This window comes from Streptomyces sp. NPDC047072 (genome assembly GCF_040643855.1).
Taxonomy (GTDB): domain Bacteria; phylum Actinomycetota; class Actinomycetes; order Streptomycetales; family Streptomycetaceae; genus Streptomyces.
Genome location: NZ_JBEYVC010000013.1, coordinates 43,036 through 57,264, shown reverse-complemented (window position 1 = coordinate 57,264; position 14,229 = coordinate 43,036). Strand labels below are relative to the sequence as shown.

General features: G+C 70.0%; 13 protein-coding genes, 1 pseudogene and 1 riboswitch. Of the genes and pseudogenes, 5 read left to right on the top strand and 9 right to left on the bottom strand.

Translation table 11 applies throughout. From position 1 onward, the window contains the following. Window position 1: 1 nt before the first annotated feature. The 5 genes from ABZ896_RS08535 to ABZ896_RS08515 all read right to left on the bottom strand — a co-directional run bounded on the left by ABZ896_RS08535 (window position 2) and on the right by ABZ896_RS08515 (window position 3,743). Window positions 2-484, bottom strand: coding sequence for an NUDIX hydrolase (locus tag ABZ896_RS08535; RefSeq protein WP_360923983.1), 483 nt, complete (start codon window positions 482-484; stop codon window positions 2-4). Between the two features lie 112 nt (window positions 485-596). Next, the gene (locus tag ABZ896_RS08530) at window positions 597-1,511 is read right to left on the bottom strand and encodes a LysR family transcriptional regulator (RefSeq protein WP_360923980.1); all 915 of its coding nucleotides are present in this window, start codon (window positions 1,509-1,511) and stop codon (window positions 597-599) included. A 219-nt stretch (window positions 1,512-1,730) separates the two neighbouring features. Then, window positions 1,731-2,870 carry a cystathionine gamma-lyase gene (locus tag ABZ896_RS08525; RefSeq protein WP_360923978.1) on the bottom strand — a complete coding sequence of 380 codons (1,140 nt, stop codon included), beginning with the start codon at window positions 2,868-2,870 and terminating at the stop codon, window positions 1,731-1,733. Further along, entirely contained in the window at window positions 2,867-3,358 is a 492-nt protein-coding gene (locus ABZ896_RS08520) for a low molecular weight protein-tyrosine-phosphatase (protein ID WP_360923975.1), read from the bottom strand. Before ABZ896_RS08520 ends, ABZ896_RS08525 begins: the two co-directional genes overlap by 4 nt. Window positions 3,359-3,365: 7 nt before the next feature. Further along, window positions 3,366-3,743 carry a phage holin family protein gene (locus ABZ896_RS08515; RefSeq protein ID WP_360923972.1) on the bottom strand — a complete coding sequence of 126 codons (378 nt, stop codon included), beginning with the start codon at window positions 3,741-3,743 and terminating at the stop codon, window positions 3,366-3,368. Window positions 3,744-3,800: 57 nt separating this feature from the next. Between ABZ896_RS08515 and ABZ896_RS08510 the strand changes: the two genes are divergently transcribed. The 4 genes from ABZ896_RS08510 to ABZ896_RS08495 all read left to right on the top strand — a co-directional run bounded on the left by ABZ896_RS08510 (window position 3,801) and on the right by ABZ896_RS08495 (window position 6,040). Further along, the gene (locus ABZ896_RS08510) at window positions 3,801-4,118 is read left to right on the top strand and encodes a cupin domain-containing protein (RefSeq protein ID WP_360923969.1); all 318 of its coding nucleotides are present in this window, start codon (window positions 3,801-3,803) and stop codon (window positions 4,116-4,118) included. A 145-nt stretch (window positions 4,119-4,263) separates the two neighbouring features. After that, window positions 4,264-4,476, top strand: coding sequence for a DUF5326 family protein (locus ABZ896_RS08505; protein ID WP_360923966.1), 213 nt, complete (start codon window positions 4,264-4,266; stop codon window positions 4,474-4,476). Window positions 4,477-4,705: 229 nt separating this feature from the next. Beyond that, entirely contained in the window at window positions 4,706-5,503 is a 798-nt protein-coding gene (locus ABZ896_RS08500) for a helix-turn-helix domain-containing protein (protein ID WP_360924116.1), read from the top strand. Between the two features lie 99 nt (window positions 5,504-5,602). Then, entirely contained in the window at window positions 5,603-6,040 is a 438-nt protein-coding gene (locus tag ABZ896_RS08495) for an SsgA family sporulation/cell division regulator (RefSeq protein WP_360923963.1), read from the top strand. A gap of 309 nt (window positions 6,041-6,349) precedes the next feature. Here ABZ896_RS08495 and ABZ896_RS08490 read toward each other — a convergent pair. Continuing rightward, window positions 6,350-7,750 (bottom strand): annotated as a pseudogene (locus ABZ896_RS08490) (YibE/F family protein); the annotation flags it as partial. A gap of 614 nt (window positions 7,751-8,364) precedes the next feature. Beyond that, window positions 8,365-8,554: riboswitch (TPP riboswitch) on the top strand. Between ABZ896_RS08490 and thiC the strand changes: the two are divergent. Beyond that, window positions 8,547-10,301, top strand: coding sequence for a phosphomethylpyrimidine synthase ThiC (thiC, locus tag ABZ896_RS08485; protein ID WP_360923960.1), 1,755 nt, complete (start codon window positions 8,547-8,549; stop codon window positions 10,299-10,301). It overlaps the preceding riboswitch by 8 nt. Window positions 10,302-10,434: 133 nt before the next feature. Here thiC and ABZ896_RS08480 read toward each other — a convergent pair whose 3' ends face one another. The 3 genes from ABZ896_RS08480 to ABZ896_RS08470 form a co-directional block, all read right to left on the bottom strand. Continuing rightward, window positions 10,435-11,292 (bottom strand): hypothetical protein, encoded by an 858-nt coding sequence (locus tag ABZ896_RS08480; RefSeq protein WP_360923957.1) that lies wholly within the window; start codon window positions 11,290-11,292, stop codon window positions 10,435-10,437. 193 nt (window positions 11,293-11,485) lie between these two features. Further along, window positions 11,486-12,556, bottom strand: a complete 1,071-nt coding sequence (locus ABZ896_RS08475) for a metallophosphoesterase (protein WP_360923954.1) — start codon at window positions 12,554-12,556, stop codon at window positions 11,486-11,488. Window positions 12,557-12,896: 340 nt separating this feature from the next. After that, window positions 12,897-14,009, bottom strand: a complete 1,113-nt coding sequence (locus tag ABZ896_RS08470; RefSeq protein WP_360923951.1) for a LacI family DNA-binding transcriptional regulator — start codon at window positions 14,007-14,009, stop codon at window positions 12,897-12,899. Window positions 14,010-14,229 lie beyond the last annotated feature (220 nt).

Here is a 14,229-nt window from a genome sequence, read left to right as displayed (position 1 = left end):
CTCAGCCGAGGTCCGGTGCGTGCATCGCCCGTACGCCCTCGATGTTGCCGTCCAGATAGTGCCGCAGGGACAGCGGGACGAGGTGGACGGAGGCGATCCCGACACGGGTGAACGGCACTCTGACGATCTCGTACTCCCCGATGGGCTCGTCCACTTCGGGACCGTGCCGCAGTGAGGGGTCCATCGACTCCAGACGGCAGACGAAGAAGTGCTGCACCTTCACGCCGGTCGTGGCGGCATCGGCACCGATGTGCTCGACGGTGTCCACGAAGCAGGGCACCACGTCGGTGACCTTGGCGCCGAGCTCCTCGTACACCTCGCGGTGCAGGGCGTCGACGACGGTCGTGTCCGTCGGCTCGACCCCGCCGCCGGGAGTCAGCCAGTAGGGATCCACGCCGGGCTTGGTGCGCTTGATCAGGATCAGGTCGTCACCGTCGAGCAGGACGGCACGGGCGGTGCGCTTGACCACGGGTCGGACGGTCATGGGGGGAATGTGGCCCGGATGGTTCCACGTGAAACATCGCCTGTCGTGACCGGTCGGACTCACCGCGTGAGCAGTGGATCGGCAGCCCACGGACTACCGCGTGAGCAGCGGCTCAGCACCAGTCGGTGGCCGCCCGCAGCAGCCACTCGTGGGCCCGTGCGATGTGCGGCATGGCGAGCGTTCCGCTGCGCACCACCAGGAAGTACGTCCGCAGCGGTGGCACCGCGGGCTCGTGCAGGGCGACCACCTCACCGCGCTCCAGAGCCTCCGCGCACAGATAGCGCGGCAGCACCGCGAGCCCGGCGCCCGCGACCGCACACGCGAGCACCGCGCGCAGATCGGGGACGACGACGGTCCCCGGGGCGGCCGGGCACGAGTCGAAGACGGAGGCCCAGTAGCGCGAGACGAAGGGCAGCGACTCGTGCACCTCGATCACGGGAAGGCTCTCGAGCGCCGCAGCCGCCTTGTCCGCGGGGAGAGGCTCACTCCCACCGCCGATCTGCTCGGCCCACTGCGGAGAGCCCACCAGGACGTGCTCCTCGTCGCAGAGCGTGCCCGCGGTGAGCAGCGCGCCCCGCGGACGGGCCGTACTGATGGCCAGATCGTGATGCCCGGCGGCGAGGCCCTCCAGGGTCTCCTCGGCATTCCCGAAGGAGGCCCGCAGGGCGAAACCCTGGCCGTCCTCGCCGGTCAGCTCGGTGAGCGCCGGCAGCGCCCGCTCGGCGGTGAACTCGGGCGGTCCCGCGAGGTGCAGGGTGCGCAGGGAGGACTCGTCGTCGAGGCCGGTCTCGGCGATCTCGACCAGGGCGTCGAGATGGGGCGCGGCCTTGTGGGCGAGTTCGTCGCCGATGGACGTCGGAGTGACACCACGGGGCTGCCGTAGGAACAGGGGGCGGCCCAACTGCCGTTCCAGCGTGCGGATCTGCGAGGTCACGGCCGGCTGCGAGAGGCCCAGGAGGGCGGCGGCGCGGGTGAAGGAGCCGGCCCGGTGCACCGTCACGAAGGTGCGCAGCAAGGCCAGATCCATCGTGACGCCCTCCCTCTCCCTGCCCTTCTCCCGGCCCCGAGGCAGGGCCCAACTATAAATATGTCGATAGGTCTCTGTCGCTACTGTGATTGGACACTGACACAGAGTCAACTAGCCTGGTTCGCGCGGTTCAACGCGCGCGAACCGAGGGCGGTCCGAGCCACGAGGGGGGAGGCTCGGACCGTCCGTTGTACGTAGCCGTGCCCCGCCCGCAGCGCCTCAGTCGGCCGACTCGTCCAGCGCCCGCAGCACGTCCGCCACCAGGTCCTCGGGGTCCTCGGCACCGACCGAGAAGCGGATGAAGCCTTCCGGTACGTCGTCGCCTCCCCAGCGTCGGCGCCGCTCGGCGGTCGAGCGCACCCCGCCGAAGCTCGTCGCGTCGTCCACGAGCCGCAGCGCGTCCAGGAAACGGTCGGCACGCGCGCGCGTGGGCAGCGTGAAGGAGACCACGCAGCCGTAGCGCCGCATCTGCCGCGAGGCGACCTCGTGCGAGGGATCGTCCGGCAGCCCCGGATAACGCAGCCCGGTGATCTCGGACCGCTTCCGCAGGGCCTCGGCGAGGACCAGCGCGGTCGCGTTCTGCCGGTCCACCCGCAGCTGGAGCGTGGCGATCGAACGGTGTGCGAGCCAGGCCTCCATCGGCCCCGGAATCGCCCCGACGATCTTCCGCCAGCGGCGTACGGCGTCCATGGCCTCGCCGGCGCGGCCGCTGACGTACCCCAGGAGGACGTCTCCGTGCCCCGTGAGCTGCTTGGTGCCGCTGGCGACGGAGAAGTCCGCGCCGAGCTCCAGCGGGCGCTGTCCGAGCGGTGTGGCGAGCGTGTTGTCGACGGCGACGAGGGCACCACGCGCGTGTGCCGCCTCGACGAGCCGCCGGATGTCGCACACGTCGAGCCCGGGGTTGGAGGGGCTCTCGATCCACAGCAGCCGCGCGCCGTCCAGGACGTCCAGCTGGGCGTCGCCCCCGGTCGCGGCGGTGCGCACCTGGACGCCGTACGCCTTCAGCTGCGCACGGACGAGGGGGAGCACCTGGTAGCCGTCCTCGGGCAGGACGACCGTGTCCCCGGCGCGCAGCTGTGAGAACAGCGCCGCGGAGACGGCGGCCATGCCGGAGGCGAAGACGAGCGTCTCGACGCCGTCCTGTCCGGGCGCCTCCAACTCGCCGATGGCGCTCTCCAGGAGCGTCCAGGTCGGGTTGGTGTCGCGGCCATAGGTGTTCGGGCCCTCGACCTCGCCGGGCAGGTGGAAGTGCGCGGCGAAGGCCGGGCCGGGCAGGGTCGGCTCGTTCTTCACCGGTTCGGGCAGCCCGGCCCGTACCGCGCGCGTGCCCTCCCCGGTCCCGGACGCCCTGTCGCTCATGCCGCCTGCCCCTCCACGTGCTCGCTCACCTCGGCGAGCAGCCCCTCGCTCGCCGCCTCCACCATCTCAAGGCACTCCTCGAAGCCGTCACGGCCCCCGTAGTACGGGTCCGGGACGTCGAGGTCGCCGCCCGCCGCGGGGTCGTAGGAACGCAGCAGGCGCACCTTGTCGGCGTCCTCGGGAGTGGGCGCGAGGCGGCGCAGAGCCTTCAGGTGGCCGGTGTCGAGGGCGACGACCAGGTCGAGGCGGGAGAACCACGACGGCTGGAACTGCCGGGCCGTATGGGCGCCGTCGTAGCCGTGCTCCTCCAGGACCGAGACCGTGCGCGGGTCCGCGCCGTCGCCCTCGTGCCAGCCGCCCGTGCCGGCGCTGTCGACCTCGACCAGGCCGTCGAGACCGGCCTCCGCGACCCGGGCGCGGAAGACGGACTCGGCCATCGGCGAACGGCAGATGTTGCCGGTGCAGACGAAGCACACGCGATAGGTCACCGCGTGCTCAGTCCTCGTCGGGCAGCACCATGTGCAGCGCCCAGGACACGATCGAGATGATCAGGCCACCCAGGACCGCGGTCCAGAAGCCCTCCACGTGGAAGCTCAGGTCCAGCTTGTCGGCGAGCCACGAGGTGAGCAGCAGCATCAGGGCGTTGACGACGAGCGTGAACAGGCCGAGCGTGAGGATGACCACCGGGAAGGCGAGCACCTTCACGATCGGCTTGACCAGGAAGTTGACCAGGCCGAACACCAGCGCGACGAGGATCAGCGTCCAGACCTTCTTGCCCGTGCTGTCACCGGTCAGGGTGATCTTGTCGAGCAGCCAGACCGCGACCGCCAGGGCGCCCGCGTTGGCGATCGTCTTGACTACGAAATTCTTCATGTGTCTGATCGTGGCAGAAGAGATCGGCCACGAGTACGGCGAGGGCGGAAGAAGTCGATGAAGGCATTCCGGTTGGACGAACTGGAGGCGGAGCGCGCCGCCAACGACGGCGCCTACCTGCAGTTCCTGCGGGAGCGGAACATGTCGGTCGGCCTGTACGCGCTCGACGCGGGCACCCAGGACCCGCAGCAGCCGCACCACCAGGACGAGGTGTACTTCGTGGTGAGCGGCCGCGCGGCGATCACCGTGGGCATGGAGACCACCCAGGTGGCCCGCGGCAGCGTGGTCTACGTGCCGGCCGGGGTGGCCCACAAGTTCCACCACATCAGCGAGGACCTGCGGGTCATGGTGGTGTTCTCTCCCCCGGAGAGCTGACCTCGGACCTCGGGGTTCCCTAGGGGTTCGGTCAGGGGAGGACAAGGGATGCGAGGCCCCCGCCGGACCCCCTCCCGGCCCTAGCATCGAAGGCAGACATCGGTGATCCGGCGACAGAGTGCCGGACTTCAGAGAGGTAAGGGCGATGGGAGAGATCTTTTCCGGGCTGCCGTGGTGGGTGAAGTGGGTCGCGGTGCCGATCATCGCCCTGGTCGTGTTCGGCGGGCTGATAGCGACGGTCGTCGGCTTCGTCATCGGCCTGCTCTTCAAGGCGCTGATCTTCGTGGCCCTGGTCGGCGGACTGATCTACGTCGTACGGAAGTTCATGTCGAGTTCCACCTCGCGCAGCGACTGGTGAGTCGCCGGAGCGGGTGGGGCGACCGGTAACAGGAAAGACCTGTTCCCTCGGGCGGGGGAAGTTTCCTGGACAGCCCGTATGCGTGCGGTGGCGGAGCGTTAGAGTCCGGAATTCGACGCGGGGGCGACCCCCGCGAGCGGAGTCCACACCCTCCCGTGTTCCCCGCACGGGCTGCCCCCTCGCGCTCCGGGAGTGACCCTTGGCCACGGCTGACACCGCACCCGCGGAGATCCACGTACCCGTCCAGGCGGCGGCGTCCGCCCAGTCCGAGCAGCCCCACTCCGTGACCCTGATCGGGTCCGTCCAGCGAGCAATGCGGCTCCTTGAATCCGTCGCGGAGCACGAGCACGGCGCCCCCGCCAAGCAGCTCGCCCGCGAGACCGGGCTGGCCCTGCCCACGGCCTACCACCTGCTGCGCACCCTGGTCCACGAGGGCTATCTGCGGCGCGACAAGGGCCTGTTCTTCCTCGGCGAGGCCGCCGAACGGCTGAGCAGCAGCGGAGCACAGGAGAAACGTCGCAGCACGGTCGTCGAGGCGCTCGCGCACTGGCGCGACGTGATCGGCGTACCCGTCTACTACGCGCTCTACCGGGACGGCGAGATCGACGTCGTCTGCGTCTCCGACACCCCGGGCAACCCGGCCGTGGAGGAGTGGGCGGACTTCCGCGAGACCGGGCACGCGCACGCCATCGGGCAGTGTCTGCTGGCCCAGTTGGACGAGGAGGCCCGGCGCGATCACCTCGACCGCTATCCCGTCCAGTCCATCACCCCCTACACCGTGCGCGACAGCCACCATTTGCTACGACGGCTCGAACGGACCGGCCGGATGGAGCCGGTGATCGAGCGTCAGGAGTACGCGCTCGGTACGGTCTGCGCGGCGATCCCGATCACGGTGGGTGACACTGCGGCCACGATGGCGATCTCCCTTCCAGCCCATCAGGCGGACCGGCTGCTGGCGGCGGCCCGGCAACTGCAAGGGGAAATCGGGCGACTGATGGGGTCGCTGGCGATCTCTATCAGTATCTGAAAACTCACTCCTTGTGATCTGTCGCATACTTTCAGCAAGATGCCACCAGTGTCAGAGGGATGATTCCCGGCCAGTCGACGGCAGATCACGGGGTAGGCCATGCGCGAGTCCGTACAGGCAGAGGTCATGATGAGCTTTCTCGTCTCCGAGGAGCTCTCCTTCCGTATTCCGGTCGAGCTGCGGTACGAGGCGTGCGACCCCTATGCCGTCCGGCTGACCTTCCATCTGCCCGGTGACGCTCCGGTGACCTGGGCGTTCGGCCGTGAGCTGCTGATCGACGGGGTGGGGCGGCCGTGCGGGGAGGGAGACGTACGGGTCGCGCCCGCCGGCTCCGACCTGCTGGGGGACGTGCTGATCAGGCTTCAGGTCGGCGGCGACCAGGCGCTGTTCAGGTCGTCGACGGCGCCGATCATCGCCTTCCTGGACCGCACGGACAAACTGGTGCCGTTGGGGCAGGAGGCTGCGATGGCCGACTTCGACGCACACCTCGACGAGGCGCTGGACCGGATCCTGGCGGAGGAACAGAGCGCGGGGTGAAGCGTTTCGGCAGGGTGCGGGCGTAACGCTTCGTCGCGGTTCGGGGAGGTGCAGGAACGCTTCTGCCGGGCTGGCGGCTACATGGTGCCGGGGGCGAGGAAGTCGCCGGGGATTGGGAAGCCGTTGCCGGGGTGGGTTCGGTCCAGGGTGTCCCTAGCCGTACCCGGAGCCAGGTCGTGGCGTTCCGCGCCCGCGATGGTGTGTCCACAGCCTGTGGATGCCCGCCCGGGTCTTGCCGGTGCGCTCCGGCCACCTGTGCCGGTGCGCGCGGGGAGCCGTGCGGTCGTGCCACCCTGCGTGAGGCAGTCCTCAGTGCCTGCGGCGGCGGCCCTTTCCGCCGCGGCCCTGCGCCGGGCGGCCGTCGGCCGTTCCGGCGCTCACGCTCGTGGCGCCGACCGGTACCGGCGCCCCCGAACCCGTTCCCGCCGAAGCCGGCTTCGTGCCCGGCCGGTCCGCCGAGACCACCAGGGCCGCCAGGGCCGTGGTGACGGGCACGGAGGCGACCAGGCCGATCGAGCCGACCAGGGTGCGGACGATCTCCTCGGCGACCAGCTCGCTGTTGGCGACCGTGCCCACGCTGGACTGCGCGATCGAGAACAGGAGCAGCAGAGGCAGCGCGGCGCCCGCGTAGGCGAGCACGAGCGTGTTGACGACGGACGCGATGTGGTCGCGGCCGATCCGGATGCCGGCCCGGTACAGCCCGCGCCAGCCCATCGTCGGGTTGGCCTCGTGCAGCTCCCAGACCGCGGACGTCTGTGTGACCGTCACGTCGTCGAGGACACCGAGCGAGCCGATGATGACGCCGGCGAGCAGCAGACCGCTCATGTCGATCGACGGGTACAGCCCGTGGATCAGCCCGGTGTTGTCGTCGGTGTTGCCGGTGAGCGCGGCCCAGCCGATGAACAGCGAGCCCAGGAAGCCGATCAGCACCAGGGAGATCAGGGTGCCGAGCACCGCCACGGAGGTGCGGGCCGAGAGGCCGTGGCACATGTAGAGGGCGATCAGCATGATGGCGCTCGACCCGACCACCGCCACGAGCAGCGGGTTCGAGCCCTGGAGGATCGCGGGCAGGACGAAGAAGTTCAGCAGCAGGAAGCTGACGGCCAGTGCGATCAGCGCCATGACACCGCGCATCCGTCCGACGACCACGACGGCGAGCGCGAAGATGCCGGCGAGCAGGGCCATCGGGAACCTGCGGTTGACGTCGGTGACCGAGTACTGCAGGTCCCTGGGCGCGGAGGGCTCGTAGGCGACCACGACCTTCTCGCCCTCGTGCAGTTGCCGCGACTGGTCCGGCTGGACGATCTCCGTGAAGGTACGGCCCTTGTCCTTGCCGGTGTCGACCCGGACCGTCGCCTTCTTGCAGGTGGAGTTCGCCTGCTGCTGCGTGGAGGAGCCGCTGGAGGTGTCCCCGATCGCGTTCCCGCCCGAGGCGTTCACCGACTTGCAGCTGACGCTCACGACCTTGGAGACCGTGGCCTGCTGGGTCTGGCGGTCGAAGCCGACGCCGGTGCGCTCGTGCGCCGGGGCCCCGCCGGGCCAGAGCACGGCGAGCCCGACCAGGACCGCCGCGCCGAACGGGATGAGGATCGCCGCGATGACCTTGCGCAGGTGCTGGGAGACGGGGGCCGCCGGGCCGTGACTGTGACTGTGGCCGTGCGAATGGCCGTGGCCGCCGTCTCCGTGACCACCGCCGTCTCCGTGACCGCCATCGTCTTTGTGGCCGCCGTCGTCTCCGCGAGCGCCGTCGCCTCGGTGGCCTGGGGCTCCTCCGTGGCCCGGGCCGTCGCCGGATCCGTGGTGGTGGCCGTGCTCGCTACCGGGGTGGTGTCCATGACCGTCATCGGGACCGTGTCCGTGTCCCTGCCCCCGCCCGTCGCTGGGGTTGCGACCAGGGACACTGCCGGGGCCCTGCCCCTGACCGCCGTAACCATGTCCGGGACCACTGCCGACGGTCCCGTACTCCTGCGGGTACCCCTGCGCCGGTCCCGGCGGCCTTGCCCCCTGCTCCGGCCTCGGGCCCGGTCCCGGCCGCTGAACCTGCCTCGGCCCCTGCGGGCGGCCCGGACCCTGGTCCGGGCCTTGCCCCTGGTCCCGCCCCGGGCCGGGACCCTGCCCGTGTCCGAACGCGTCCCAGCCACCGGTGTCGGGTCCGGCGCCTCGGCCGTTGCCCCCTCCAGGGCTGCCGTTTCCGGCGCCCGGCCGGCGCGGGGGCTCGGACGGGGGGTACGGGGGCTGATGTGGGGTGGTCACCGCCCGATCATCGCAAGAACGGCAGGGGCCCTCTGTTCACCGCGCCCGAATTGACGCTAGCGTTGAGCCACCTTTGTACACGCGGGAGCTCGGAGCACCGGGCTGAGAGGGCGCTGACCTCCGTCCCAGCGATGTTTCACGTGGAACATCACCGAAGCCGAGTGATGTTCCCCACGAAACGTCGGCAGACGGAAACCGCTGCGTCGACCGCCGAACCTGTTACCGGGTAATGCCGGCGTAGGGAGTAGGTCTCATGACCATCAAGGACGCGCGCACGCCTGCCTCCAACTTGGGCTGGCACAAGGGGTATCTGGAGGGATCGCGCCCCGATCTGCGGGTGCCGGTCCGTCAGGTGCACCTCACCAACGGGCAGTCGGTCACGCTGTACGACACGTCGGGCCCGTACACCGATCCCCTCACCGAGACGGACGTCCGCCGGGGTCTCACCCCGCTCAGGGAGAACTGGATCGTCACCCGCGGCGACACCGAGGAGTACGCGGGCCGCCCCGTCCGTCCCGAGGACGACGGCATCAAGCACACCTCGCCGCGCGGCGGGAACCTGCGCAACCTCGACGCGGTGTTCCCCGGCCGCCCCCGGCTGCCGCGCCGCAGTCGGGACGGCAGTGCGGTCACACAACTCGCGTATGCGCGCCGGGGCGAGATCACGCCCGAGATGGAGTTCGTGGCCGTCCGCGAGAACGTCGACCCCGAGGTGGTGCGCGAGGAGATCGCGGCGGGCCGCGCGGTGCTGCCGGCCAACGTCAACCACCCGGAGATCGAGCCGATGATCATCGGGAAGCGGTTCCTGGTGAAGGTCAACGCCAACATCGGCAACTCCGCGGTCACCTCCTCCATCGAGGAGGAGGTGGAGAAGATGACCTGGGCGACCCGCTGGGGCGCCGACACGGTCATGGACCTGTCCACAGGGCGCAACATCCACACCACCCGCGAGTGGGTGCTGCGCAACTCCCCCGTCCCCATCGGCACGGTGCCGCTCTACCAGGCCCTGGAGAAGGTCGACGGCCGGGCCGAGGAGCTGACCTGGGAGATCTACAAGGACACGGTCATCGAGCAGGCCGAGCAGGGCGTGGACTACATGACGGTCCACGCGGGCGTGCGGCTGCCGTACGTCCCGCTGACGGCGAACCGCAAGACGGGCATCGTCTCGCGCGGCGGCTCGATCATGGCGGCCTGGTGCCTGGCGCACCACAAGGAGTCGTTCCTCTACGAGAACTTCGAGGAACTGTGCGAGATCCTCGCCGCGTACGACGTGACGTACTCGCTCGGCGACGGCCTCAGGCCCGGCTCGATCGCGGACGCCAACGACGAGGCGCAGTTCGCGGAGTTGAGGACGCTCGGGGAACTCAACACGATCGCCAAGCGTTTCAACGTACAGACCATGATCGAGGGCCCGGGACATGTCCCGATGCACAAGATCAAGGAGAACATCGACCTTCAGCAGGAGATCTGCGATGAAGCTCCGTTCTATACGCTCGGCCCGCTGACCACGGACGTCGCTCCGGCGTACGACCACATCACCTCCGGCATCGGCGCCGCGATGATCGCCTGGTGGGGCACGGCGATGCTCTGCTACGTCACGCCCAAGGAGCACTTGGGCCTGCCCAACCGTGACGACGTCAAGACCGGCGTCATCACCTACAAGATCGCGGCCCATGCGGCGGACCTCGCCAAGGGACACCCTGGCGCACAGGAGTGGGACGACGCCCTGTCGGACGCCCGCTTCGAGTTCCGCTGGGAGGACCAGTTCAACCTGGCCCTCGACCCGGACACGGCCCGGGAGTTCCACGACGAGACGCTCCCGGCCGAGCCGGCCAAGACGGCCCACTTCTGCTCCATGTGCGGACCGAAGTTCTGCTCGATGAAGATCTCCCAGGACATCCGCCGCCGCCACGGCGACAGCCAGGAGGAGATCGAGCAGGGCATGGCCCAGAAGTCGAAGGAGTTCGCGGCAGCGGGCAACCGGGTCTATCTGCCGATCGCGGACTGACCGTTGTCCGGTCGGAGCGTGCGAGGAGCGGGGGCGACCTGGGGGTCTCGCTGACCCCGCCCCGGCCGACCGGCCTCGCACGGACATCCGGCTTGCGCTCCCCCGAAGTGAGGGGCGCAAGCCGGGGGGTCGGTCAGTCCGGCTGGTGTTCCGGCCCCCCGAAGTCCGGGCTGGTGTAGTCCGGGCTGGTGAAGCTCGGCCGGGCGCCGCCGGCTCCTTCGTCGGGGCTGGTGAAGCCGGGACGGCCGTAGCCGAGGTTCGGCATACGGCTGGGAGCCGGCGGTGCCGTGTGGTGCAGCGCGGCGGTGCCGGGGTCGGCCAGGGCCTCGCGGAGGAACGGCAGGATGCCCCGCTCCAGCAGGGCCTCGCGCCAGGCGTCCCTGGCCTGCGCCACCTCCCCGTGCGGCTCGCCGTACTCCTTGTCCGGCGAGGGCCGGTTGCGCAGGGCGGTGAGCAGCAGTCCGACGGCGGCGACCAGGATCGCGGCCGCGGTCAGGGCACCGAAGACCCAGCCGAAGGTGATCATGGCCTTGGCCAGGGTCGCGTCCGGGTTCAGCATCTTCAGGAGGTAGCCCACGAGCAGGAAGATCGCCGCGGCTATGCCGGCGAGGACGGGGGTGAGGACCGCGGCGACGGCGACGGCACCCGCGCCGGCGGTCTCGGTGACCTCCCCCATGGTGGCGGCGAGCCCCATCGCGCTCGTACCCGACTCGGCGGGGCCGGGTTCGTGCACGGGCGACAGGGTGGACGGCGCCGGGCGGCGCTGTTCCTCGCGGACCTTCACGTAGTGCTGGTACTCGGTCGCCGCGGCCGCCGTGATGATCGCGGTGGCGTTGAGCGCCATGGTGCGCAGCTGTTCGGCGTTCAGCCGCTGTCCGACAGCGGCCAGATCAGGGCGTTGTGGTGCGGAGCGCAGCGCCTCATCGAGGATCCGCTCGTACTCCTGGCGGTCCTCGGTGTGCAGGTGCTGCGGAACGCTGTTCATGTGCATCCCCCGATGCTCCGTAGGGCTTGGGGCTCGCATGCCAACGAGCCGTCGGGCAGAAACGGAGGGGAGCCTGCTACGGATAAGCCGATGGTAGAGCGGCGACGGCACAGGGTGACAGGGGGTTTCCAGAAATTGGCCTCTGGCCTGGGCTGTCGCGACTCAGTCCGGCATGGGGTCACATCTGCCCCCGGAAGGGTCAGATATCCAGGGGCAGTTGCTGGACCAGCAGCTTTCCGGCCATGGTCACGCCGCCGTCCATCGCGATGGCGAGTCCTCCCGCGTAGACATGCGGCCCGTCGACGACCGGACCGGAACCATCCTCTCCGTCCTCTGAACCCACCTCACCGAGAAGGTAGGGAATCGGGCTGTGCCCATGAACGATGCGAGTGCCGCCGTACGTATCGAGCAGGGAACGCACATGGTCGGCGCCGCCCTCGTCGCGGAAGGAGAAGCGCTTGGTGAACTTGCGGAACAGGTCCCACACCTCGTCCGCGTCGTTGCGCGTGATCGTCTCGCGGACGGTGTCGTTGACCGCCTCGATCGAGTCGCCGTAGTCGAGGTAGGCGGTGGTGTCGGAGTGGACGAGGAGGTGACCGTCGACCTCCTCGACCGCGTCGAGGCGGGACATCCACTGCAGGTGGTGGTCCTGGAGGCGGTCCATGTCGGTCTTCTGGCCGCCGTTGAGCAGCCAGGCCGCCTGGAAGGTGGCGGTGCCCGCGCCGGAGTTGACGGGGGTGTCGCCGAACCGCTTGGCGCCGAGCAGCAGCAGTTCGTGGTTGCCCATGAGGGCCTTGCAGTAGCCGCCGGCCGCGGCCGCCTCCGCGGACAGCCGCATCACGAGGTCGATGACGCCGATGCCGTCGGGGCCGCGGTCGGTGAAGTCGCCGAGGAACCACAGCCGGGCGGTGCCCGCGCACCAGTTGCCGTCCGCGTCGACGAGGCCCTTCTCCTGGAGTGCGGCCATCAGTTCGTCGAGGTAGCCGTGGACGTCACCGACGACGAACAGCGGCCCGACACCCTCCTCGGCCGAGGCAGAGGCTGAGACCGAGGGCGCGGTCGAAGCCGATGACGCGGGGTCGACGACCGGAAGGTCCCGCTCCGTGGGCGTGTACTCCTCGGAGTACGCCTCCTCATGGGGCGGCGCGACATCGCCGGGGTGGGTGTCATGGCCGTACGGACCGGTCTCGTGCACATACGCGGGCACCCGGAAGTCGCGGAACGTCGTCGTCCGCTCCACCTCGGGTCCCTGACCGGCCCCCTGAGTCATCAGACCCCTCCACCATCGCGCCGCATCTGCACCGCTTCGGACTGCCTGGTCGCAGCGGCCCCGCGGTGTCGTGGGCCCATCATAGGAATGCGGATCGCGCCATGTGATGACCCAGGGGTGGTGAATCGGAGCAAGGCTCCTGTTCACCGCGGCATTCGCCCCGATTGGGCCGGGCTTCGTCCCTCGGGCCACGGCTCTTCGACCGTCCTACGACCCTTCGAACGGCGGCCCGCAGTGCGATGACCCACACCGCGGCACCCTGCGGAGCACACCGCCACGCCCGCCGGGGAGCGCGACAAGCACCCCCGTACCGCTCCCACTCACCCCGTACCGCCCCCGCTCACCCCTTCTCGGGCGACCGCGGCGGACTCACCGTCGTCCGTGGCGCCCGCCGCTGCGACGAGGTCCGCACGATCAGCTCCGTCGGTATCACCTGCTCGACCGGCTGGTCCGACTCGACCCCCTCGATGGCGTCGATGAGCAACTGCACGACGGCGGTGCCGATGCGACGCGGTTTCAGGGAGAGCGTGGTGACGGGCGGCTCGGTGCTGGCGTACACCGTGGACTCGGAGCAGCACACGATCAGCAGGTCGTCCGGCACCCGCAGCCCGTAGCGGCGGGCGGCGGCCAGCAGATCGGTGCCGTTGGGGTCGAAGAGGCCGTAGACGGCGTCGGGGCGGTCGGGCCGGGCGAGCAGCCGGTCCGCGGCGACGGCCCCCGCGCACGGGTCGTGCGCCGGATAGGCCTCGTACACCGGATCCTGGCCGACCTGCTCGCACCAGCGCAGATACGCGGTGGTCGACAGATGCGTGTACGTGTCCGTGGTGGTCCCGGTCAGCAGGCCGATGCGGCGGGCGCCGGCGTCGGCCAGGTGGTCGAGGATGCCGAGGACGGCGGCCTCGTGGTCGTTGTCGACCCACGCGGTGACCGGCAGCGCGCCGGCCGGGCGGCCGTCGGAGACGACCGGTAAACCCTGCCGGACCAGTTCGCTGACGACCGGGTCCTGGTCGGAGGGGTCGATGACCACGGTGCCGTCCAGGGCGACGTTCGACCACACGTCGTGGCGCGAGGTCGCCGGGAGGATGACGAGCGCGTAGCCGCGGGCGAGCGCGGCCGAGGTGGCGGCCCTGGCCATCTCGGCGAAGTACGCGAACTCCGTGAAGGTGAAAGGTTCATCCCCGTACGTGGTCACGGTCAGACCGATCAGTCCGGACTTGCCGGTACGGAGGGTTCGGGCCGCGGCCGACGGGCGGTAGCCCAGTCTGTCGGCGACCTCGCGGACATGGCGGCGGGTGGCGTCCGGGAGCCTGCCCTTGCCGTTCAGGGCGTCGGACACGGTCGTGATGGAGACTCCGGCGGCGGCGGCCACGTCTCTGATGCCCGCCCGACCCGGCCGGCTGCCTCGACGTGAGGTTTCCGCGCGGCTCACCTGGTGCTTCCCTGCTGCTGTCATGGCGAGCCGATAGTAGGGCTCATGCGGTGGGGTAGGGCGGACGCATATGCACGCGTTGACAGACACGTTTCTGCAAGGTCATCAGGTGTCAAACTCCTGGGAAAGCAAGGGAGTTGAACGGTTCAATGCCAATACGTGACTTGTCGGCCCGCACAAGCCTGCCAAGTCCCTCATGTTTCGAAGAGGTCTCAACTCACCTTCACGGGCGATGCGCGCCACG

Coding starts and splice junctions, on each gene's coding strand:
- ABZ896_RS08505 (WP_360923966.1), top strand. CDS start 4,264: ATGGGAGAGATCTTTTCCGGGCTGCCGTGGTGGGTGAAGTGGGTCGCG.
- ABZ896_RS08495 (WP_360923963.1), top strand. CDS start 5,603: ATGCGCGAGTCCGTACAGGCAGAGGTCATGATGAGCTTTCTCGTCTCC.
- ABZ896_RS08475 (WP_360923954.1), bottom strand. CDS start 12,556: ATGACTCAGGGGGCCGGTCAGGGACCCGAGGTGGAGCGGACGACGACG.
- ABZ896_RS08510 (WP_360923969.1), top strand. CDS start 3,801: ATGAAGGCATTCCGGTTGGACGAACTGGAGGCGGAGCGCGCCGCCAAC.
- ABZ896_RS08470 (WP_360923951.1), bottom strand. CDS start 14,009: ATGACAGCAGCAGGGAAGCACCAGGTGAGCCGCGCGGAAACCTCACGT.
- ABZ896_RS08525 (WP_360923978.1), bottom strand. CDS start 2,870: ATGAGCGACAGGGCGTCCGGGACCGGGGAGGGCACGCGCGCGGTACGG.
- ABZ896_RS08535 (WP_360923983.1), bottom strand. CDS start 484: ATGACCGTCCGACCCGTGGTCAAGCGCACCGCCCGTGCCGTCCTGCTC.
- ABZ896_RS08480 (WP_360923957.1), bottom strand. CDS start 11,292: ATGCACATGAACAGCGTTCCGCAGCACCTGCACACCGAGGACCGCCAG.
- ABZ896_RS08515 (WP_360923972.1), bottom strand. CDS start 3,743: ATGAAGAATTTCGTAGTCAAGACGATCGCCAACGCGGGCGCCCTGGCG.
- thiC (WP_360923960.1), top strand. CDS start 8,547: ATGACCATCAAGGACGCGCGCACGCCTGCCTCCAACTTGGGCTGGCAC.
- ABZ896_RS08530 (WP_360923980.1), bottom strand. CDS start 1,511: ATGGATCTGGCCTTGCTGCGCACCTTCGTGACGGTGCACCGGGCCGGC.